At 44.1% G+C, this 21993-nt stretch carries 18 protein-coding genes; 16 read left to right on the top strand and 2 right to left on the bottom strand.

Annotation, left to right across the window (positions count from 1 at the left end; translation table 11 throughout):
- Positions 1 to 145 precede the first annotated feature (145 nt).
- The 11 genes from MHZ95_RS14985 (at position 146) to MHZ95_RS14935 (ending at position 13988) form a co-directional block, all read left to right on the top strand.
- Positions 146 to 1879 (top strand): ABC transporter substrate-binding protein, encoded by a 1734-nt coding sequence (locus MHZ95_RS14985; protein ID WP_239391594.1) that lies wholly within the window; start codon positions 146 to 148, stop codon positions 1877 to 1879.
- A gap of 289 nt (positions 1880 to 2168) precedes the next feature.
- Positions 2169 to 3125, top strand: coding sequence for an ABC transporter permease (locus MHZ95_RS14980; protein ID WP_239391593.1), 957 nt, complete (start codon positions 2169 to 2171; stop codon positions 3123 to 3125).
- A 19-nt stretch (positions 3126 to 3144) separates the two neighbouring features.
- Positions 3145 to 4071, top strand: coding sequence for an oligopeptide ABC transporter permease (opp4C, locus tag MHZ95_RS14975; RefSeq protein WP_239391592.1), 927 nt, complete (start codon positions 3145 to 3147; stop codon positions 4069 to 4071).
- 5 nt (positions 4072 to 4076) lie between these two features.
- Complete coding sequence (locus tag MHZ95_RS14970; protein ID WP_239391591.1) at positions 4077 to 5060, top strand: ABC transporter ATP-binding protein; 984 nt, start codon at positions 4077 to 4079, stop codon at positions 5058 to 5060.
- Entirely contained in the window at positions 5057 to 6028 is a 972-nt protein-coding gene (locus MHZ95_RS14965; protein ID WP_239391590.1) for an ABC transporter ATP-binding protein, read from the top strand. Before MHZ95_RS14970 ends, MHZ95_RS14965 begins: the two co-directional genes overlap by 4 nt.
- A gap of 635 nt (positions 6029 to 6663) precedes the next feature.
- Positions 6664 to 7911 carry a Zn-dependent hydrolase gene (locus tag MHZ95_RS14960; protein ID WP_239391589.1) on the top strand — a complete coding sequence of 416 codons (1248 nt, stop codon included), beginning with the start codon at positions 6664 to 6666 and terminating at the stop codon, positions 7909 to 7911.
- Positions 7912 to 8199: 288 nt separating this feature from the next.
- Positions 8200 to 9603, top strand: a complete 1404-nt coding sequence (gene hydA / locus MHZ95_RS14955) for a dihydropyrimidinase (RefSeq protein ID WP_239391588.1) — start codon at positions 8200 to 8202, stop codon at positions 9601 to 9603.
- Positions 9604 to 9631: 28 nt separating this feature from the next.
- The gene (locus MHZ95_RS14950) at positions 9632 to 10975 is read left to right on the top strand and encodes an NAD(P)-dependent oxidoreductase (protein ID WP_239391587.1); all 1344 of its coding nucleotides are present in this window, start codon (positions 9632 to 9634) and stop codon (positions 10973 to 10975) included.
- Between the two features lie 12 nt (positions 10976 to 10987).
- The gene (gene preA / locus MHZ95_RS14945) at positions 10988 to 12250 is read left to right on the top strand and encodes an NAD-dependent dihydropyrimidine dehydrogenase subunit PreA (protein WP_239391586.1); all 1263 of its coding nucleotides are present in this window, start codon (positions 10988 to 10990) and stop codon (positions 12248 to 12250) included.
- Between the two features lie 55 nt (positions 12251 to 12305).
- Positions 12306 to 13763 carry an NCS1 family transporter gene (locus tag MHZ95_RS14940; protein WP_239391585.1) on the top strand — a complete coding sequence of 486 codons (1458 nt, stop codon included), beginning with the start codon at positions 12306 to 12308 and terminating at the stop codon, positions 13761 to 13763.
- An 18-nt stretch (positions 13764 to 13781) separates the two neighbouring features.
- The gene (locus tag MHZ95_RS14935) at positions 13782 to 13988 is read left to right on the top strand and encodes a hypothetical protein (protein ID WP_239391584.1); all 207 of its coding nucleotides are present in this window, start codon (positions 13782 to 13784) and stop codon (positions 13986 to 13988) included.
- 448 nt (positions 13989 to 14436) lie between these two features.
- Here MHZ95_RS14935 and MHZ95_RS14930 read toward each other — a convergent pair whose 3' ends face one another.
- Positions 14437 to 14862 carry a hypothetical protein gene (locus MHZ95_RS14930; RefSeq protein WP_239391583.1) on the bottom strand — a complete coding sequence of 142 codons (426 nt, stop codon included), beginning with the start codon at positions 14860 to 14862 and terminating at the stop codon, positions 14437 to 14439.
- A 131-nt stretch (positions 14863 to 14993) separates the two neighbouring features.
- Between MHZ95_RS14930 and MHZ95_RS14925 the strand changes: the two genes are divergently transcribed.
- Complete coding sequence (locus MHZ95_RS14925) at positions 14994 to 16559, top strand: glycosyltransferase family 2 protein (RefSeq protein WP_239391582.1); 1566 nt, start codon at positions 14994 to 14996, stop codon at positions 16557 to 16559.
- A 93-nt stretch (positions 16560 to 16652) separates the two neighbouring features.
- Here MHZ95_RS14925 and MHZ95_RS14920 read toward each other — a convergent pair whose 3' ends face one another.
- Positions 16653 to 17831 carry an NAD(P)/FAD-dependent oxidoreductase gene (locus tag MHZ95_RS14920; protein ID WP_239391581.1) on the bottom strand — a complete coding sequence of 393 codons (1179 nt, stop codon included), beginning with the start codon at positions 17829 to 17831 and terminating at the stop codon, positions 16653 to 16655.
- Positions 17832 to 18318: 487 nt separating this feature from the next.
- Between MHZ95_RS14920 and MHZ95_RS14915 the strand changes: the two genes are divergently transcribed.
- The 4 genes from MHZ95_RS14915 to MHZ95_RS14900 all read left to right on the top strand — a co-directional run bounded on the left by MHZ95_RS14915 (position 18319) and on the right by MHZ95_RS14900 (position 21746).
- Positions 18319 to 18585 carry a (2Fe-2S)-binding protein gene (locus MHZ95_RS14915; protein ID WP_239391580.1) on the top strand — a complete coding sequence of 89 codons (267 nt, stop codon included), beginning with the start codon at positions 18319 to 18321 and terminating at the stop codon, positions 18583 to 18585.
- Positions 18582 to 18980 (top strand): (2Fe-2S)-binding protein, encoded by a 399-nt coding sequence (locus tag MHZ95_RS14910; RefSeq protein WP_370643061.1) that lies wholly within the window; start codon positions 18582 to 18584, stop codon positions 18978 to 18980. The genes MHZ95_RS14915 and MHZ95_RS14910 overlap by 4 nt, the downstream gene beginning before the upstream one ends.
- The gene (locus tag MHZ95_RS14905; protein ID WP_239391579.1) at positions 18973 to 20160 is read left to right on the top strand and encodes an NAD(P)/FAD-dependent oxidoreductase; all 1188 of its coding nucleotides are present in this window, start codon (positions 18973 to 18975) and stop codon (positions 20158 to 20160) included. Before MHZ95_RS14910 ends, MHZ95_RS14905 begins: the two co-directional genes overlap by 8 nt.
- Before the next feature lie 236 nt (positions 20161 to 20396).
- On the top strand, positions 20397 to 21746 hold the full coding sequence (locus MHZ95_RS14900) for a sigma-54 interaction domain-containing protein (RefSeq protein ID WP_239391578.1): 1350 nt from the start codon (positions 20397 to 20399) through the stop codon (positions 21744 to 21746).
- Positions 21747 to 21993 lie beyond the last annotated feature (247 nt).

Below are 21993 nucleotides of genomic sequence, written 5' to 3'. Positions count from 1 at the left end.
GGATGTCACAGATTTTGAAGGGAGTTAATTGCGCAAGCGCAATTCAAAATCTGGACGCAATTACGCCGAGGCGTAATTGATTAATAAACCGAGTTAATCAATCGGAATACATATGTTGGAGTGTAGACAAAAGGAGACGGGAAGTATGAAATTATCAAAAGTCACAAAATTCTTATCTATTGTTGGACTCAGTCTGATGGTGGCGGCTTGCAGTCCGGATACTGCTGAAGAGGATCAAAAAACAACGGATCAGGGGACGGAAGCAGGTGCAGGTGGAATCGTTGTGGAAGATACGCGGATCGAAGCGGAAAATCCGGCTGCATCTCCACAATTGGCGATCAATCGGGGAGACACGGTTGTCGTCGGCTTACAGGAACCGGGTGGCGTGTTTACCCCTTATTTCAATACAAGTGGTTATGATGGCAACGTGCAAGCGGTTATGTTCCCGCCATTGGTTGATATTAATGAGAAGGGCGAATCGATTGCAGGCTTAGCGGAATCATGGGACGTTTCCGAGGATGGGTTAGTGTATACATTTAAACTGCGTGACGGTTTACTGTTTGATGATGGGACACCTTTCACAGCAGAAGATGTGGAATTTACATTAACATTGCTCCACGATCCAAGCTATCCGGGTGATACAGATATTACCGAAGCGAAAGTCGTTGGTGGATCGGATTATAAAAATGGAGATGCTACTTCGATTTCAGGGATTAAAGTGATCGATGAGCAAACAATTGAAATCACGACGGAAGAAGTGAATGCACAATCGTTGCACTTGCTAGGCGGCCGGATTTTGCAAAAGGCTTATTATGGAAAAGATTATCAGAAAGGGAATCTTGACTATTTAAATGACTTGCATTTGAAGCCGGTCGGTGCGGGACCTTTCCGTTTTGTCGCTTATTTACCAGGGCAGGAAATCCGTTTTGAGGCCAATGAACATTTCTATGACGGAAAGCCTGAAGTGTCGCAGTTCATCTATAAAACGACTGAAGGGGACTCTCAGCAATTTTTCCAAACGGGTGAATTGGATTACAGTGCGTTAACGGCCAATCAGGATAATTTCGAGTTCTTGCAAATGTTAGGGTTTGCGGACGTCAATGTATACACGTCTTCAGCTTATGGCTATATCGCGTTTAACCATGAAAAAGAAATTTTTAAAGATCCAAAAGTGCGTCAAGCATTTACGTATGGACTAGACCGTCAAACGATCATTTCTACTTATTATCAAGGGTTTGCTGAAGTAGCGAATATTCCTGTATCGCCAACGTCATGGGCTTATTCAAGTGAAATCGGCAGTACGGCTTATGATCCTGAAAAAGCGAAACAATTGTTAGAAGAAGCTGGATGGACAGAAGGTTCGACTGGTATCCGTGAAAAAGACGGGCAAAAGCTGGTCGTCTATTACTTCACGACTGCCGGAGGGCTTGGAGATACGCTGATACCGATTGCCAAGGAAAATTACAAGGAAATCGGTATCGATCTGCAAGTGGAACAAATGGACTTCAATGCATTAATGTCACGTGTCGGCAATGGCGACCATGATTTGGCTTCCTTTTCAACGGTTATGTTGACGGATCCGTATAATGGCGTTAAAAACTTCCATTCGAAAATTCCATCCGCCACAATTAAAGGCTATGGCGATGATAAAATCGATGCGTTGATCGATGCGACGATTGCGTCCAATGATATCGAGGAACGTACAAAAGCATTCCATGAATTGTACAAAGGATTGGAAGAAAATCCACCGGTCATCTTGATGGAATACAAGAAAGTATTGAGCGGCACGAATGCTAGAGTAGAAGGATTTAATCCGAACGGCTACCGTGGCATTGCATCCAGCTTGAAAGATTTAAAAGTCATCGATGTCAATCAATAAGGATCGATCTTTTAGATAGTAACGCAGATTTGCGAGTATTGGTTGGGGCGTGTCCAGTATCTGATCTGGATACGCCTCTCTTAATGTTTTTAGAAATTTTACGTCTAGCGCAGGGCACGTTGCATTTTCGTTATAAGTCTAAAGTCATGACTTGCAATCAAACTTGAGCTGAGTGCAATCAAACTTGTGCTGAGTGCAATCAAATAGCACAGGGGTGCAAGCAAAACATGCATTTGTGCAATCAAACGCCTTGCGTTTTTGTATTCGACCTCTAAAGGAGATGAAATTTTTGAAAAGCTATGCGTTGAAACGATTACTCTATTTGATCCCGACGCTGTTTGGAGCGTCCGTGCTGATCTTTTTCCTCTATTCCTTAGTGCCGGGGAACTTTGTGGATGCGGACCCCAACTTAACGCTTGAACGCAAAGCTGAGCTTTACGCCTTATATGGTTTTGATCAGCCTGCTATTCAGCGGTATTTCATATGGATCGGGAATTTGTTGAAAGGGGATTTGGGTTATTCCTTGCAGTTTCAACGACCTGTAGGTGAAGTGCTTGGCAATTACATGTGGAGTTCGTTTTTTGTGGCGCTCGCTTCGCTGATCCTTACATGGATCATTGCGGTGTTCATCGGTGTCGTGTCCGCGATTCGCCAGTATTCTTTATTTGATTCATTGATAACGGTGTTGGTGTTTGCGGCGATGGCAACACCTTCGTTTTTCCTTGGTTTGCTCGCCATCAAATTTTTTGCGGTCGATTTAGGATGGTTTCCGGCAGGGGGCATGATTACGACAGGAAGCGACTTGACAGGCTGGGCGTATGTGAAAGATGTGGCGCAGCATATGGTGTTGCCTGTCCTCGTGTTGACAATGCTTGGCATTGGCGGCTTGGCACGCTACTTCCGTACGAATATGCTGGAAGTTATCAAGCAGGACTTTGTCCGAACGGCCAGGGCAAAAGGCTTGAAAGAAAAAGTGGTTGTCTACAAGCATGCGTTGCGCAATGCTTTGCTTCCTGCGATTACGCTCTTCGGATTTGAACTGCCTGCCTTGTTCAGTGGGGCGATCATTACGGAGCAAATTTTCAATTGGCCTGGAATCGGCGCCATTTATATGCAGGCGTTTACGGTCCGTGATTATCCACTGCTCATGGGCTTTACGATGTTCATCGCTTTGTTGACAGTGATTAGTAATTTAATAGCCGACTTATTATACGGTGTCGCAGATCCGAGAGTGCGGCTGAAGTAAAAGCAAGGAGTTGAATTGCGTGGAAAACCCAATCGATTTACCTGTTAGTAAAAAAAAGGTCAAACCAAATCGGAAATCTTCCTTATGGGGACAAGTATTGGGGCGACTATTGAAAAAGAAAATAGCGCTTGTCGGACTCGGATTTCTGATTTTCATATTTTTGTTTTCGTTCATCGGACCATTTTTCTCGCCGTATGTCCATTTAGGCGTCGACCCGACGAAAGTCAATCAGGCCCCGAGTGCGGCCCATTGGTTAGGGACGGATAAATTAGGGCGAGATGTGCTGACAAGACTGATGTTAGCAGGACGGATTTCCCTGACAGTTGGACTTGGCGCGATGGTGATGTCCGTGACAATTGGTGCGTTACTAGGCATTTTAGCGGGCTATTACCGAGGAATTGTCGATCAAATCGTCATGCGAATCGCTGATATCCTGATGACATTACCCGGCATTCCGCTCTTGTTCATTATGGCTGCGGTTATGTCGGAGTGGAAAGTGCCGACTGAGCATCGTCTATATATCGTCATGCTCATGCTCAGTTTAGTCGGTTGGCCCGGACTGGCCAGACTTGTGCGTAGCCAAGTGCTCAGTTTACGGGAAAGGCAATTCATCCAGGCGACGGATGCATTGGGACTGCGGGATCGCAGAAAGTTGCTGAATCATTTATTGCCCAATATTGTACCGTTATTGATCGTATCCGGGACATTGAGTATCGGCGGTGCGATCTTAAGTGAATCGACATTGAGCTATTTCGGATTAGGGGTTGTACCCCCTGAGGCTTCATGGGGCAATATGATTACGTCAGCCAATTCACTCATTGATTTTCAAAAACGTCCATGGCTCTGGATTCCACCAGGACTGGCGATTTTCATGACTGTTATTAGCATCAATTTACTCGGCGATGGCTTGCGTGATGCCATCGATCCGAATATGAAAAGGAGGTAACGAGGTTGAATGAGCCTATTCTTCAAGTGAATCATTTGCTGACGCAATTCCAGTCGGAAGAGGGATTTGTGAACGCCGTGAATGATGTCAGCTTTGAAATCCAAGAAGGGCAAACCGTCTGCCTTGTTGGCGAATCCGGATGCGGGAAAAGTGCGACGGCCATGTCCATCATGGGGCTGATTGATCCAACGTCCGGAAAAGTGAAAAGTGGGGAAGTGCTGTTTAAAGGTCGAGATTTATTGGGCATGAAAAAAGGGGATCTTCGCCGGGCGCGCGGCAATGAATTCGCAATGATCTTCCAAGAACCGATGTCCTCACTGAACCCTGTTTTAACAATCGGCGAACAACTAACGGAGCCGTTATTGGAACATCAAGTGTTGACGAAAAAAGAAGCGAAACAAAAGGCGTTGGAATTGATCGAGCTTGTGGGGATCGGACGAGGCGCTGAAATTTTCGCTTCGTATCCACATCAGTTAAGCGGCGGGATGTTGCAACGCATTATGATTGCGATTGCGCTTTCCTGTAATCCAAGTCTATTGATCGCGGACGAACCGACGACTGCGTTGGATGTGACGATTCAAGCCCAAATCCTTGATCTGCTCCGCGAATTAAAGAAAAAACGCAATATGTCAATGTTGCTCATTACGCATGATTTAGGTGTCGTTGCCGAAGTGGCGGACTATGTCATCGTCATGTATGCAGGGAAAATTATTGAACAAGCACCCGTGATCGAGTTGTTTACGAATCCGAAGCATCCATATACGAAAGGATTACTGAAAGCGAAGCCGGTCATTAATCAACGGCAAGAAGAGCTGTACACGATACCAGGGCAGGTGCCCAATTTAGTTGAGTTGCAGCCATCCTGTTATTTTAGTGATCGTTGTGAACATTGCATGCGCATCTGTACGGAAAAAACGCCACCTGTTAAGCAACTGGAAAACGGTCATCAAGTGGCGTGCTGGTTATATGAAGAAGAGGTGATGGTATGAGTGGGGCATTGCCTTTAATCGAGGTCAAAAATTTAAAGAAATACTACGGAGAGTCCGCAAATATTTTCAAGCGTAATCCATCGGTCGTCAAAGCAGTCGATGGCGTCAGCTTTACGATCCATCAAGGTGAAACATTTGGATTGGTAGGAGAATCCGGTAGCGGGAAAAGTACAATCGGAAAAAGTGTGTTGCGCCTTTCTTCTATCACATCAGGGGAAGTGCTATACAACGGGCAAAACCTACATGGTCTGTCAAAAGATGAAATGAGAACCTTGCGACCGAAAATCCAATTCATCTTCCAGGATCCTTATAGTTCGCTCAATCCCCGCATTCGAATCGGTGATGCAATCGGGGAGGCCCTTCTCGATCATGGCTTATGCAGTAAAAGCGAAGTACGGCAAAAAGTGCTTGAAGTATTGGAAATCTGTGGGCTTGCAACGCATCATATCGATCGCTTTCCACATGAGTTCAGCGGCGGGCAGCGGCAGCGGATCGGCATTGCGCGGGCCATCATTTTACAACCCGACTTCATCGTTGCCGATGAACCTGTTTCCGCATTGGACGTTTCCATCCAAGCACAGATCATTAACTTGTTCAGCAAACTGCAAAAAGAAAAACAGATTACATTTCTATTCATCTCGCATGACTTAAGCGTAGTGGAGCATCTCTGTTCCAGAATCGGTGTCCTCTACCTAGGGACTATGATGGAATTGGCAAGCCGCGACGATCTCTATAGCAATCCGCTCCATCCTTACACAAAAGCATTGCTCTCTGCGGTTCCCATCCCGGATCCGACATTGAAACGGGAGCGGATCATCTTGAAAGGGGACATCCCCAATCCGGCTGATCCGCCAAAAGGATGCAAATTCCACACCCGCTGTCCATTCGCAACGGACATCTGCCGCGCAGAAGTTCCGGAATTCCGGGAAATCGAACCAGAACATTTTGTTGCGTGTCATCTCGTTTAACTTGATTCAATGTGTTCCGTACGCAAAAAAGGTTCCTTTCGGCGATCAAGCCGCAGGAACCTTTTTTCACTTTTAGACAAGCTCGATGGAAATCCTTTTATTCACGGGAAGCGATTCTTGTGTTTTACAGTTTGGAGAGAGTAATTGTTTCAGTACCGTTAAGCAATATTGTGAACGAACAAAAGGCCGCACCCTACATTTAAAATGTGGGGTGCGGCCTTTATAAATCCATTTTTTACAAAGCAAAACAAAAGTGCCAAGTCCATATTGAATTTATTGAAGACGTGCTGCGGGGGAAAACAAACAAACCTCCCATAATACTGATTAAATTATTCACTTCACAGCAAATAACATGTTTTTCCACATAACCAGGGCTTGCCTGTTGTTGTATTTTGTCAGACTTGTCCTGCTGAATAGTGGGAATGGACACAGAACTTTGTCCATTGAATGTACAGATGACCTGCAATCCAAGGTTTTATAGAGGAGCATTAAAATTTGCTCGTAATTGTTGGCGGTTAGTGTGTGTTCATAACTTCCTCCTATTATGCATAATTATTAATGCGTTAACACGTTTATAATTTTAGGATATTCGTAATAGTATTATTTTTAATAACTGTGAAAGAGAGGACTTGCATATGTATAAATGTAATCGTAATCGATTGCAGAGTTTAATTGAACAATTTAGTCAATTTGGTGCAACTACCAATGGAGGCGTAACCCGTTTGTCCCTTTCGAAAGAGGATGTGTTAGCGAGAGATTATTTTTGCACAATTTGTAAAGAGTTGGGCATGGATATTCAAATAGATGATATGGCAAATATCTATGCGACTCTACCAGGAAAAAAAGATTGCCCACCAATCGTACTGGGATCCCATTTAGATTCGGTTGAAAAGGGTGGCAGGTTTGATGGTGTCTTAGGCATTTTAACAGCAATAGAGGCGATACAGACGTTAAAGGAAAATGACATTGAGCTCGAAATCCCATTAATGCTTGTGAATTTTACGAATGAAGAAGGTGCGCGTTTCGATCCGGCAATGATGAGTTCTGGTGTCATTGCTTCCAAATTCAGTAAAGAAAAAATGCTACAGTCTGTCGATAAAAATGGTACATCCTTTCAAGAAGCATTGCAGGCAAGTGGCTATGAGGGGAAGCAAGGAAATCGTTTAACGGAAGCTCTTGCTTATATTGAGTTGCATATTGAACAAGGACCGGTTTTAGAAGCAAAGCAACGTGAAATTGGTGTGGTAGAAGGTGTTTTAGGTATGGTGTGTTATGAAATTACCGTGACAGGCGAATCCAATCACGCTGGCACAACGCCGATGTCGATGCGCAAAGATCCTATGATTGAAGCGTCTCGTATCATTTCGTCTTTACATGAGGAGTTAGGCGAAATCGACGAAGAGCTTGTGTTCACATTTGGGCGTATGCACGTGACACCTAATATTCATACCGTCATCCCGCATGAAGTAGTATTTACTATCGATTCGCGTCATCAAAATCCAGCGGTGATGCGCAAAGTAGAGAAAGTATTGACAGGCTTAGCTTTAGAGAAAAACGGTTGCTACATTCGTCCGGTTAAGCTGTGGGGGAGGGATACGGTATTTTTTGATACAGCCATTTGCAATGAAGTGGAACAATCCTGTCATAAATTGGGTTATTCCTTCCATCGGATGTTCAGCGGAGCGGGGCACGATGCCCAGTATATCGCGAGCCTCATCCCCTCAGCAATGATTTTTGTACCAAGTATGAACGGGAAAAGTCATTGTGAGGAGGAAGAAACGACATTTGAGGACTGTGTAAAGGGAGCAGACGTGCTACTGGAAACCGTGTTGACACTGCAAACGAAATTCAGCGTGGGCAAAAAACAAACACTTAACTCATGATAAGTGCGGGCTAAAATACGATCATTCGCTAGCCTATTGGTTCATCACTAAAAGTAGTTGATACATTTAACTTGATTCAGCAGAAGTCCCTCACTTCTATAAGTGGCGGGATGAATGCCAGAAGGCATTTCAATCAGAGGAGTCCAAACTCCCTGCTGATTCAAGTTAAGCCTCCGGCGGATGTCACAGATTTTGAAGGGAGTTAATTGAGCTTTGCTCAATTCAAAATCTGGACGCAATTACGCCGAGGCGTAATTGATTATTCATTAATTGAAGGGTGAGGGTAGCATGAAAAAAGTGATTACAGGTGGACTCATTGCGACAGCTTCAGATATGTATGAGGCAGATATTTTAATAGAGAACGGTAAAATTGTACAAATTGGAGAAAATTTATCAGCTGACGGAGCGGAAATTGTAGATGCAAGGGGTAAATACGTAATGCCTGGGGGAATTGATCCGCATACGCATTTGGATATGCCGTTTAACAACACGGTGACAGATGATGATTGGAAGTCGGGTACAATTGCGGCTGCCTTCGGTGGGACGACGACCATTTTAGATTTTTGCTTATCTGCGGGTGAAGAAAAACTTGCGACGGCTGTGGAAAAGTGGCATGTAAAAGCAAAGGGTCAATCAGCCATTGACTACGGTTTCCATTTAATGATTAGTGATTTAACGCCTGAAACAGAAGCCGAGTTGCCGTTGTTACTAGAGCAGGAAGGGATTACATCTGTCAAGGTGTTCATGGCTTACGCAAAAGAATTTCAAGCGACAGACCGTACGCTGTTCAAAGCCTTTAAAATCGCAAAAGACATGGGCGCAGTTGTCATGGTCCACTGTGAAAATGGCTCAGTTATCGACGAATTAGTAGAGGAGGCGAAGCAAGCTGGTCAGACGGCGCCCATCTATCATGCACTGACGCGTCCCACCGAATTAGAAGGCGAGGCGACGAAACGGGCTATTGAACTAGCACATATCGCAGGTGCCAAGCTTTATGTTGTACATGTAACGTGTAAAGAGGCGTTAGATGAAATTATCGCAGCGCGAGAAAAGGGCTATGACGTGTATGGGGAAACATGTCCACCCTATCTAACGCTCGATCAGTCAGCGTTAGCACAGCCTGGCTTCGAGGGGGCGAAATATGTTTGGTCACCACCGCTTCGCCCGAAATATCATCAAGAGCATTTGTGGAATGCGCTAAAATCCAAGCAATTGCAAACGATTGGCTCGGACCAATGTTCATTTAGCTTTAATGGGAAAAAGCAATTAGGGTTACATGACTTTTCTAAAATTCCAAATGGTGGACCGTTTATCGAAGATCGTTTTAGCATTTTATTTTCTGAAGGTGTGGCGAAAGGGCGAATTTCCATCCATGACTTCGTCGATATGATTTCGACAAGTGCCGCAAAAATTTTCGGTTTATATCCACAGAAAGGAACGATTGCGATTGGTTCTGACGCGGATATCGTCATTTTTGATCCTACGGTAAAACGTGAAATTTCAGCGAACACCCATCATATGAATGTCGACTACAACCCGTATGAGGGCTGGGAAGTAACAGGCGAACCTATCAGTGTACTTGTGCGTGGTGAATACGTCATTAAAAACAAACAATTTGTAGGGGCACTAGGCAGTGGCCGATACATCAAGCGTGCACTACAGCCGACGACTGCGCAAACAATCAACGTCTAAACATCAATCCATGAGGGGGAATGTTTCAATGACTTCGCAACTCGAACGGAATTTTGTGGAAATGACGAGCAGGATGACAAAAAATGAAGCACTAGAAGAGGCGAATCGCTGTCTGTACTGCTATGACGCACCTTGCATTACAGCTTGTCCAACAAGTATTCCAATTCCGAATTTCATTAAAAAGATAGCTTCCAATAATATGAAAGGTTCGGCCATGACAATTATGGAGGCCAATCCGATTGGTGCAAGCTGTGCGCGAGTATGCCCGACCGAGGAATTATGTGAAGGGGCATGTGTGTTAAATTCCTCGACAAAGCCTATTAAAATCGGACACTTGCAACGTTATGCAACAGATTGGGCGATGGAATCAGATATCGAGCTATTTAAAAAAGGGCAAACAAATGGACAAAAGGTAGCGATTGTTGGCGCTGGTCCCGCTGGTTTATCGGCGGCGCGTGAGCTTAGTCGCTTCGGCTATCATGTCACAATTTTTGAAGCAGAAGCAAAGGCGGGGGGCTTGGGCAACTACGGTATCGTGTCATTCCGATTACCGAATGATGTAGTGGATTGGGAAGTGGCGCAAGTTGTAAAGCTTGGTGTGGACATTCAAACAAACACAACAGTAGGCGTGGATATTTCTGCCGAGGAAATTTTAGCGCAATATGACAGCGTTATTTTAGCGGTTGGTATGGGGTCCGTGCCTAATCTTGGCATTCAAGGTGAGGAACTAGCTGGCGTTCATGATGCCATTGAGTTTGTCAAGCACACAAAAGTGGGTGCACTGACGGAGGACTTAGTCGGTAAACGTGTTGCGGTTATTGGTGCTGGTAACACAGCCATCGATGGTGCAACATGTGCTGTGCGACTAGGCGCAGAGCAAGTGGACATTCTTTATCGAAGAACAGAAAAAGAGATGACTGCTTACCAATTTGAATATGAATTTGCCAAGCAGGATAGCGTTGGATTTAAGTGGCTGACAGCGCCGAAACAAATTATCGGGGATGAGGCAGGGAAAGTAGTGGGACTTGAGTGCGTCAAGATGAAGCTTGGAGAGGCGGGTGCAGACGGCAGGCAACGACCGGAAGTAATCGAGGGATCTGAGTTTGTACTAGAGGTGGACGCGGTCATTAAAGCAATTGGACAAACGCGTTTTGTCTCGCTCATTGAAGCGTTTGGATTACAGCATACGAACGGAGTAGTAGACATTGACGAAACGACTATGCAAACATCGAATGACAAAGTGTTTGCCTGTGGAGATGTCGTGTTCGGCAATGGCCAAGGGGAAGCAATGGTGGTAACAGCTGCACAACAAGGTAAAGATGTTGCTTACATCATTCATGAGCGTTTTAAAAAAACGAGCGAGATTGCATAGGGGGGATGTAGCATGGCGGACTTACGAATTGATTTAGCGGGGATTAAATCACCGAATCCATTTTGGTTAGCGTCGGCACCACCGACGAATTCGGGCTATCAAGTGCAACGTGCATTTGAAGCCGGCTGGGGTGGCGCGGTTTGGAAAACTTTGGGCGAGCCCATTTTAAATGTTACCTCACGCTTTGCAGCTGTCAGCTTTAATGGACAGAGAGTGGCGGGCTTTAATAATATTGAGCTCATTACGGATCGACCGTTAGAGGTTAATTTACAGGAAATTCTTGAAACGAAAAAAAAGTTTCCGAGCCATGCCATTATCGCTTCGTTAATGGTAGAGCCACAGCAGGAAAAGTGGCATGAGATTGTCAAAAAAGTAGAAGCTGTGGGGGTTGATGGTCTTGAGCTTAATTTTGGTTGTCCACATGGGATGGCAGAACGAGGAATGGGAGCTGCCTCTGGTCAAGTCCCTGAATTGGTTGAAAAGCAAACGTACTGGGTGAAGGAAGTTGCACGTACACCTGTTATCGTCAAGCTCACACCAAACATTACAGATATTACGATGACGGCAGAAGCGGCGGTGCGAGGCGGGGCAGATGCCGTTAGTATGATTAATACGATTAACAGCTTAGCGGGTGTCGATCTAGATACATGGAATACGGTGCCGCATGTTGGTGGGAAGGGGTCACATGGCGGATATTGTGGGCCTGCTGTCAAGCCGATTGCATTAAATATGGTCGCAGAATGTGCGCGAAATACTTTCGTCAATGTACCCATTTCGGGCATTGGTGGGATTTCAAATTGGCAGGATGCTGCGGAATTTATGCTGATGGGTGCAACGGGGGTACAGGTTTGTACAGCAGCGATGCACCACGGATTTAGTATTGTCGAAGACATGATTGATGGACTTACTAATTATCTGGATGACAAGGGCATTGCCTCGGTGATGGATCTAGTCGGCCAGTCGGTCCAACGTTATTCTGATTGGGGTGACTTAGATTTAAACTACAAAATTGTTGCTGAAATTAATAATGATGTTTGTATTAATTGTAATAAATGCCATATTGCATGTGAAGATACGTCGCATCAATGTATTGACCTGTACACAGAGAGTGGTCGTCCGATGCTAAAGGTGCGTGAACAAGATTGTGTAGGCTGTAATTTATGCTCGATTGTGTGCCCAGTAGACGGTGCGATTTCGATGGTCGAAAGAAAGTCTACGATTGCGCCAATGACCTGGAACGAACGTCAATCACTTATCAGTAATTTTGCCCGATAAAAAAAGTCAATTGTTTGTTGATCAACTGGAAATCTACTATAAGGGAGAGGCATGAATGGCGAATGGTGGGGATTATTTAAAATCACCAGATTTACTTCCAGTGACACACCAACAAAGAAATATCGGGACATTTGGTTTTGCTGTGATTTGGGTAGGAATGGCCATCGTTTTAGCCGCCTTTGCAATTGGCGGATCAGCTATTATGAGTTTGCCATTGCCGATGGTCATTTTAGCGACAATGATAGGTTCTGTGTTAATCGGCGTATTTATGACGTTAATCGGTGATATCGGTATTGAGCACGGCTTGTCCTTCCCTGTCTATATGCGTGCCCCATTTGGTACAATTGGCACGCATTTACCATCGCTCGTTCGTGGGGTGACAGCTGCTTGTTGGTTCGGGATTAATACCTATTTTGGCGCAATGGCCATCAATGGGATTTTGAATTTATTATTCGGCTTTAATAATTGGTTTTTATGTTTCCTTGTTTTTGCAGCATTACAGTTATTTAACACATCGCTTGGCATTAAATCCATTGAGCGCTTTGCGGATTTAGCGGCGCCGATTATTATTTTAATATCGTGCTGGATGTACGTTACGCTTGCCGATCATGCAACGGCTCAAGGGAAAGATGTGTGGACTTGGGTGGAATCACCGACGACAGGGGTGGCAGCTTTTACAGCATTTATGGTCGTGATTATGGCGAACATGGGATTCTGGGCAACGTTAGCAGCAGATATGCCATCACTATCACGTTTCTTTAAAGCGCCAAAAAATGAACGCAATTGGTTCAAGCGCAATAAAACACAGTTAGTTGGCTCTTTAATCGTGATGCCGATTACCAATACATTTATCGTAACCATTGGTGCAGTGTGTTATATGGCCGTGGCATCTGCTGATCCGATAAATGCTTTGCAGCAAAGTGCAAGTGGATTTGTGTTAGGGATTTTATTGCTGATGATTGTGCTAGCACAATGGTCGACCAATACGTCGGCAAACGTTATTCCTGCGGCAACGATTTTCTCAAACATTGGCGGACCAAAAGTGCCGTTCTGGGCTGGGGTTATCGTCGCGGGGGTTATTGGGGTTTTAGCACAGCCGTGGAGTTTATTTGGCGTCTTAGTCAATGCACTATTAATCATTGGCGGCATTTTAACAGCAATTGTGGGAATATTATTCGCCGATTATTATTTAATCCGTAAACGTCGTGTGAATGTAAAAGATCTGTATGAGTTAGACGGCCAATATAAGTATACGAATGGCTTTAACTTAGCGGGGTTAATCGCTTGGGTGATTGGCGGTGTCTTAGCAAATATGTTCTCAACGTATTCTTCATTGGTGGGCTTTTTCGTAGGGGCACTCGTGTACTATGTATTGGCGAAATATTGGTGGTTCAAAAAGTACCCGCAAGCCGAACTAGACGATCCTAGTGACGCCAAGTATTTAGGGATTACAGTTGGTCACGATTGGGACGATATCGTCGTGCAAGAAATCGAAGTAAAAGGTGCTGAATAAGAAAAGCGAGGTGTGTTTATGTCGGATCATTTACTTAGCATGGATGAAATGAAACAAGTAGATGACTATTTAGACAGGGGCTTTAAAATCCATAATGTGTATGAAAATTTAAGCGGGATGTTTGTCGAGTTTGAACGGCAGGAAGAAGAAGTTTGTTTGCAGATTCAGACCGCCGAAGCGCGTAAATATTTTGCGGCAAAGCTCCAAGAACAAACGCAGTTTTAAGAAAGTATGTCCATTTAACTTGCTTCGGCAGAAGTCCCCCACTTCCATAAGTGGCGGGATGAATGCTAGACATACATTCAATACAGCGGGGGTTCAAATCCCGGCTGATTAGAGGAACTCAGGCTAAGGTCGCCGCGTCCAAAAAGTGCCTTAATTTCTGCAAAAAAAACGCAGAAATACGGCAAATCAAACCCTTCGCTGTTTGATTGGCAACGCCTGAGTGACCAACATCCTGTTGGCCCAAGCCTCCGGCGGACGTCACGGATTTTGAAGGGAGTAAATTGCGCTTATCCAAGTGCCTTAATTTCTGCAAAAGACGCAGAAATTAAGGCAAATCGAACCCTTTGCTGTTCCATTCGCAACGCTTTACTCAAAGTAAACAACGTTGTTTCAGCACACAAAAAAAGGTTCCTCTTGGCAATCTAGCCGCGGGAACCTTTTTTCACTTTTAGACTAGCTCGATGGCAATCCCTTTATTCACGGGAAGCGTCTCCTGAATTTTACAGTTGCGAGAGAGTAATTGTTTCAGTACCGTGAAATCAGATTCTTCCAACTGCAGTCCTGAAATGCCTGTTTCGGTTACTTGGTAATCGCGGTCTACAATCTTATCAAATTTCAATTGCAACAATGTCTGCAATCCTCTTATCGTAATGAATTTCACGGTATAGCCGTCCTGGATGATCGATTCAAAACTAATTCCATCTTGGTCGGCAAGCTCGACAAGATTTGTAAAGTCGAAATTTGAATGCAAACGGTCCCAAGGCGTTACATCCCGTTCTTTGATTTGATGAAGGATTTGTTCATCAGATATGCCGTTACTGCGCAGCGTTTCGATCATATAAGCAGTCGGCAACGAAATACGATTAATCCCCACAATAAAACCTCCAATAAACTAACGAATGAACTTCTTCTATTATCCTGTAAATTGAAAATAAAATCTAGATGCCTGGGTGTGGGGAACTTATATTGCGCGATACATATAATAATTGAGAAACGAGGATCTTTATGAATGGAAAGATGGTGAATGAGATAGAAGGAAAAAAGAAAGTATTGATCGCAAGTCCGGTGCACCAAAAGCCGGAAGTATTAGGGGCATTTTTGTATTCCTTAGAACAACTTCAACAAGAAGATCTCACATTCGCTTTTCATTTTATAGATGATAATAAAAACCAAAAATCCAGTCGGCTTCTTGAAAAATTTCACGCACGCAATCCATCCGTACTCATTGAAAAGTCAACGTATCAAGATGAATATGTAACGGATGGGATTACCCATTATTGGAATGAGCATCTCGTTTGGAAAGTCGCAGATTTTAAAAACTCGATCATTCAATCGGCAAAAGAGCAACAGGTGGACTACCTATTTTTGGTTGACTCGGATCTATTATTATACCCGCAAACGATTACGCATCTCGTTCAGCAGAAAAAGGATATTATATCTGAAATCTTTTGGACCAGGTGGCAACCGAATGCCATCGAGCAACCACAAGTATGGCTCTATGACGAATATATCCAATATCGAAAGCAACGAGGAGAACAGTTATCCGATGAGCAAACTAGGATACGCTTCAACGAATTCTTGAATGAGCTAAGAGTGCCAGGCGTGTATGAAGTGGGAGGGCTTGGTGCATGTACGCTACTGTCACGGGAGGCGCTTCAGAAAGGGGTCAATTTTAACCAAATCCCTAATCTGATGTTTTGGGGAGAAGATCGGCATTTTTGTATCCGGGCAGCTGCTCTTGGATTGCCGTTACATGTCGATACGCATTATCCCGCTTACCATATTTATAGGGACGAGGATATTGTGGGGATTCCTGAGTTTTTTAATCAGGCCTATGACAACGAAAAGGAAGCTCTTGAAAATGTTTACATCGTTAAACCGAAGCTGACTTTATCGATGATTGTAAAAAATGAAGGAAACGGGTACTTACGAGAAGTGTTAAGTAAGCATCTGCCTGTCATTGACGAAGCTGTCATTATCGATGACGGCAGTACAGATCATACTGTAGAAATTTGCGAGGAACTATTAAAGGGCATCCCATTGACAATAATTAGAAATGAAGTTTCCAAGTTTTCCAATGAAATCGACTTGCGCAAGCAACAGTGGGAGGAAACGATCAAGACGGAACCGGATTGGATTTTAAATTTGGATGCCGATGAACTATTTGAGGACAGATTTATTCAAGAGATCAATGGGCTACTGTTGCAAGAGAAATACGACCTTTATTCATTTAGACTGTATGATTTTTGGAATGCGACGCATTATCGTGAGGACGACCATTGGCGCGCTCACTCGATGTACCGTCCTTTCCTATTAAGATACCGAAAAGATTTTACGTATACTTGGAAAGAATCGGCGCAACATTGCGGTCGATTTCCTGAAAATATATTTCAATTGTCCAATCATATTTCTCATTTGCGAGTTAAGCATTATGGATGGGCAACGCCCGAAATCCGTGCTGAAAAATATAAGAGATATATGACGCTTGATCCGCAAGGACAATATGGAGCGAAAGAGCAATATGAATCCATATTGGATGAACAGCCGAATCTTGTGAAATGGGAAGAATAGGGCGATTAAAACTACGACAAACCACTCAAAAAAGTACCAAATTCTAATGCAGTTCAGCGTTAGAATTTGGTACTTTTCAATTATGAATCCACTTTACAAAGCCGGTACTTTGTTAAAACGTTCAAAGCGTAATGGATCAACGGGAATGATCGTGTCCGATTCTTCGCGGATCAATTGTTCAATCAATTTGCCTGTTACGGTGGCAAGGCTGATGCCATCTCCTTCGTGTCCTGCAGCAATGAAGAATCCAGGGATTTCATCGACGGCTGAAACGATTGGCAAATGATCTGCTGTCCACGGTCTAAAACCGGTGTACGTACGAATCATTGTGAAATCATTCAATTTCGGATAGAAACGGATTGCCCTTCTCGCCATCGTTTCCACGACATTGATATCGATTCTTCCGTCATACCCGACAAATTGGCGGCTGCTTCCGAGCAAGAAATTCTGGCTTTCCGTCGGCTCCAGCACCAATGCGACACCGTGTTTTTCCGTTCTTTCATCAACAATGCGCTCCCGGCCAAATTTGTTCATCAAATAACCGAACTCCATGACGTTGCGCATCATGACCGGCTTTTGTCGGGCGCCCACCATGATATGCCCTTTTCTCGGGATGATCGGGATGTCGAGGTCGAGCATTTTGCCGATAAAAGGTGCCCAAACGCCTGCCGCATTGATGACTTTTTTCGCGGTAAATGTTCCATTCGACGTTTCAATCGTAAAATTTTCTTTTTTCGTAATGGCTGTCACTTCAGCATGAGTCTGTAATTTCAGACCATATTGCTTGGCCTTTTCAATCAAGGAATAACAAAACAGATAAGGATTGATGAGCGAATCGGTTTCACATTCTAGCCCGCCTGGAATATCATCTGCAAAATAAGGGGATTCTTGTCGAAGGTCTTCCCGGTCAAGCAAGTTGAATTTCAATCCTGCCGCTGTTTGAATGTCCACCCATTCTTTCGCTGCCTGCATTTCTGTATCATTCTCACAGACGAGCAAACTGCCGAGTGCCCGGTATTCGAATGGTAAATCCAGTTCGTTACTCAACTCTATCGTCAATTCTTGACTTTTCCAGGACATTAAACTATCAAATCCAGGGTCTTTATCCACAATCGTGACATTGCCATCACAGCGTGAAGAGGTGCCGCTTGCGATATCATTTTTCTCGATCAATACACAGTCAATTCCTGATTTGGCAACATAGTAAGCGATTGCACAACCGACAATACCGCCACCGATAATTGCTACTTCAGCATGTTTATTTTGCGACATCTTCCCGGCCTCCTTTGACATGTAAATGTCATGTAGTCTATTCTAGAAAGTAGAATGAATTATAACTTGATTCAGCATTCATCCCCCCACTTCCATAAGTGGTGGGATGAATGCCAGAAGGCATTTCAATCAGAGGGAGTCCAGACTACCTGCTGATTAGAGGAACTCAGGCTAAGGTCGCCGCGTCCAAAAAGTGCCTTAATTTCTGCAAAAAAACGCAGAAATACGGCCAATCAAACCCTTCGCTGTTTGATTGGCAACGCCTGAGTGACCAACATCCTGTTGGCCCAAGCCTCCGGCGGATGTCACAGATTTTGAAAGGAGTTAATCGAGCAAGCTCGATTCAAAATCTGGACACAATTACGCCGAGGCGTAATTGATTGGTTTTTACTAAAATTTGAATATACTTATCTTTTCTTAATGTTAGAATAGAAGAGGATATTGTGTCAACTTTTATCGTTACACTTATTGAAGGAGGAGTTGCCCCGTGGATCAAACGATTATTTGTAGATGTGAAGAAGTTTCGTTGGAAGATATCCAACAGACTGCCAGCCATTATAATTGTTCTGCCCGTGAAGTGAAATTGCGTACGAGAGCTGGAATGGGTTATTGCGGGGGGCGCACATGCAGACCTGCTGTAGACGCCGTTTTGGAAGCGGTAACAGGAGAAAGAGCGGGCCATGACATTCCGTTGAAAGTCCAACCTCCTATTCGGCCTGTATCATTATCCATTTTAGGAGGGGAATCAAGATGACGAACCGTATCATAGATCATCCGGTGTTAGGTAAATTAACCAACCAGACGCCCGTCACTTTTACCTTTGACGGCAAATTATATGAAGGATTTGAAGGCGATACGATCGCATCCGCACTCCTCGCGAATGGAATTAGACAATTACGCGTACATGAAGGGACAGGTGCACCACGCGCCATTTATTGTAATATCGGGCATTGTTTTGAATGTCGTGTAACGGTAAATGATGCCAAAATCGTACGCGCATGTATGACGCCTATTCAAAATGACATGGTCATTGAAAGTGGGAAGATGCAACCTGCTCCATTTAAAGCTTCACCAGAAGAATGGCCGCGTACGTATGCTGAATTCGAAAAAATGAATGACAATCATAAGGAGGGTGTTCCGCATGCGTGATGTCGTGATCATCGGTGCGGGCCCAGCCGGTTTATCCGCCGCAATTGCCTGCCGCGAATCCGATTTGGATGTACTTGTGATCGATGAATTTCCGAAGCCGGGTGGACGGCTTCTTGGACAACTTCATCAAGAACCAAGTGGGGAATGGTGGAATGGAATTGAAGAGACGAAGGCTTTATTGGCGAAAGCTGAGAAGCTGAATACGACAATCCAATGTGAAGTTTCCTGCCATCATCTTGAAAAAATAGAGGGTGGCTATATTGTGCATACCAATCAAGGCCTTTTTGAGACGAAAAATGTTCTGTTGGCAACGGGCGCCGCAGAAACGGCCGCGCCAATCCCAGGTTGGACGCTTCCTGGCGTCATGTCCATCGGGGCGGCACAAGTGATGACCAATGTTCATCGTGTTCGTGTGGGCAATAAAGGAATCATCGTGGGGGTCAACGTCTTATCCGCCGCAATCGCCCGTGAGCTGCAACTTGCAGGTGTGGGTTTGCATAGCATGGCGTTACCTGTTAACAACCCGGTCACGAAAAATCATGCACATCCGGGTAAGGTGATGGAAGGATTGGTACGCATCGCCCATTTAGCGCCATCCGCTTTCCTCCGTTTCGGCAGCAAATTCGCCAAAGCCGCTTGGGTACGTGATTTAGCTGTGAAATTCTATCCAAAGGGCGGCGTGAAAATGTGGGGCATGCCGATCCACATCCGAAAAGCGATTACGCAAATTAATGGGACTGAAAAAGTGGAATCCGTGACGATGTGTGATCTCACGCCTGAAGGAGAAGTGATTCCGGGAACTGAAAAGAAAATCGAGGTCGATTTTGTCTGCATCGCAGGCGGACTGTATCCGTTGACAGAACTTGCTGCGGTTATCGGCTGTCCATTCCAATACGTAGAAGAATTAGGCGGACATGTCCCGATTCATAATGAGCAAATGGAAACACCGCTCGAAGGACTGTACGTCGCCGGGAATATCACCGGCATCGAAAGCGCCAAAGTGGCACGCGCACAAGGAAAGCTCGCCGGATACTCCATCGCCAAACAGAACGAGAACATCCAGCAAGCGATGCAAGAAGTAAAAGCGATCCGCGAAGCGGCCACCATCCAATTCCATCCAGAAATCGAAGCCGGCCGCCACAAAGTGGAACGGGCATTTCATGAATATGTAGTTTCATAGGTTTTAACGTAGTGCAGAAAGTCCATTTACCACTGTTTTTTCAAAAGAAATCTAGTAGCAGGTCTATCAATCGGAATATCCTCTTGAGTCTTTCGGGACTTGAGAGGATATTTGTTTTCTATCGCTGGAGCATTATCCCAACAGAAGACTTAGTCTAGAATAAAAGATTAATAATTAATTGACAACATAGTCAATTGTGAATAGTATATAACTAAAAATGACTAGAGGAGAAACGGATGCTTTCATTAGAACGGAGTCACCTAATATTAGAAAGTATTATCAAATCTTCATTTGACGAAATCTTTGTCACCGATGCAGATGGTAAGATTTTATTTGCCAGTGAACGTTTTAAAGATTTGTTCGGAATCCATGCAGAGGAAGTCATTCATCAAAGTGTTTTTTTGTTGGAGAAACAAGGAATACTGTCACCTTCTGTGACCGGTAAAGTTTTGCAATCGAAAAAAAGCGAGACGATTATTCAAGAAACAAAAAAGGGAAGAAAGCTTGTAGTGTCTGGTCATCCTATTTTCGATGAAAATGAGCAACTTCAGGGAGCGCTTAGCTTTTCAAGAGATATTACAGAATTGGATTATCTGAAGAAGACGAATCAGCAAGTGGCTGAACTGATGGCCCTGTATGAAAAAGAGATTGAAAAGATCAAGAACAATCCGATGTATCTTTCAGCGGCGCATCATGGCAAAATGGGACAAGTGTATAGTATTGTTGAAAAAGTTTCCAGCTTAGACGTCACCGTATTATTAGAGGGCGAGACGGGTGTCGGAAAAAACTTCATTGCCCGCAAAATTCATAAAAAGTCCAATCGGAACAAGGAACCTTTCATTGAAGTGAATTGTGGAGCCATTCCCGAATCCTTGATCGAATCTGAGTTATTCGGATACGAAGAAGGGGCATTCACAGGGGCGAAAAAGGGTGGGAAGAAAGGGTATTTTGAAGCGGCAGGGAAAGGAACGATTTTTCTCGATGAAATTTCCGAGTTACCACTTAGCCTTCAAGTTAAACTATTGTCCGTACTTCAAAACTTAATGGTCCAACGTGTGGGCGGTAGTTCAACAATACCTTTAACATGTCGCATCATTTGTGCAACGAACCAAGATTTACAAAAACTCATTGCAGAAAAACGCTTTCGGGAAGACCTCTATTATCGAATTAATGTCATCAGGATTATGATACCCCCTTTGCGGGAAAGAAGGGAAGAGCTGGTTCGTTTAGTAGTTGAGCTATTGAAAGAGTTCAACGAGAAGCATCAGATGGATAAAGAATTCACTCCTGACATGCTGTCTTGGTTGAACAGACAGGAATGGCCCGGTAATATTAGAGAACTGAGAAATTTTATAGAACGCATTTTAATCACCTCAAATGAGGATTGCATTGATATCGATCAGGTTGGGGTGACGCCTATTCCTAACGATGATCTGACATTGGAGCAATATCTTCAAAGGATGGAAGGTGATTATATTGTGCGAATGTACGAAAAGTATCCAAGTAGTATTAAACTAGCGAAAAAATTGGGCATTAGCCAATCAACGGCCAATCGGAAAATCAATCAATATGTGCAACGGACCTAGTCAACAGCGACTAGGTTTTTTAAGCTTATTTTGGGATTTTACAACTAGGCCGCCCGTGTTTGTAAGCGCAAGAGTCAGTTTGAAATAAAGAATACCATTGAATCCAACCCTTATTATAAAGCACTTTCATAGTCGCAAATGTCTGATGGGTAATCGATGTATGAATTGTTGGCACGGTACTTGCATTTATCTCATTAACAAGAAAATCGGGCTGACTGGGCATTTTCTTGAAAATAAGCATATGAGG

Origin of the sequence: Sporosarcina sp. ACRSM (assembly GCF_022346545.1) — a bacterium.
Lineage (GTDB): Bacteria > Bacillota > Bacilli > Bacillales_A > Planococcaceae > Sporosarcina.
The sequence above is the reverse complement of the archived record's forward strand: the minus strand, read 5'-3'. Positions and strand labels throughout refer to the sequence as shown.

Excerpts from the sequence above, each read along its gene's own strand:
- MHZ95_RS14985 (WP_239391594.1), top strand. The coding sequence starts at position 146 with ATGAAATTATCAAAAGTCACAAAATTCTTATCTATTGTTGGACTCAGT.
- MHZ95_RS14965 (WP_239391590.1), top strand. The coding sequence starts at position 5,057 with ATGAGTGGGGCATTGCCTTTAATCGAGGTCAAAAATTTAAAGAAATAC.
- MHZ95_RS14960 (WP_239391589.1), top strand. The coding sequence starts at position 6,664 with ATGTATAAATGTAATCGTAATCGATTGCAGAGTTTAATTGAACAATTT.
- hydA (WP_239391588.1), top strand. The coding sequence starts at position 8,200 with ATGAAAAAAGTGATTACAGGTGGACTCATTGCGACAGCTTCAGATATG.
- MHZ95_RS14950 (WP_239391587.1), top strand. The coding sequence starts at position 9,632 with ATGACTTCGCAACTCGAACGGAATTTTGTGGAAATGACGAGCAGGATG.
- preA (WP_239391586.1), top strand. The coding sequence starts at position 10,988 with ATGGCGGACTTACGAATTGATTTAGCGGGGATTAAATCACCGAATCCA.
- MHZ95_RS14940 (WP_239391585.1), top strand. The coding sequence starts at position 12,306 with ATGGCGAATGGTGGGGATTATTTAAAATCACCAGATTTACTTCCAGTG.
- MHZ95_RS14935 (WP_239391584.1), top strand. The coding sequence starts at position 13,782 with ATGTCGGATCATTTACTTAGCATGGATGAAATGAAACAAGTAGATGAC.
- MHZ95_RS14925 (WP_239391582.1), top strand. The coding sequence starts at position 14,994 with ATGAATGGAAAGATGGTGAATGAGATAGAAGGAAAAAAGAAAGTATTG.
- MHZ95_RS14920 (WP_239391581.1), bottom strand. The coding sequence starts at position 17,831 with ATGTCGCAAAATAAACATGCTGAAGTAGCAATTATCGGTGGCGGTATT.
- MHZ95_RS14910 (WP_370643061.1), top strand. The coding sequence starts at position 18,582 with ATGACGAACCGTATCATAGATCATCCGGTGTTAGGTAAATTAACCAAC.
- MHZ95_RS14905 (WP_239391579.1), top strand. The coding sequence starts at position 18,973 with ATGCGTGATGTCGTGATCATCGGTGCGGGCCCAGCCGGTTTATCCGCC.
- MHZ95_RS14900 (WP_239391578.1), top strand. The coding sequence starts at position 20,397 with ATGCTTTCATTAGAACGGAGTCACCTAATATTAGAAAGTATTATCAAA.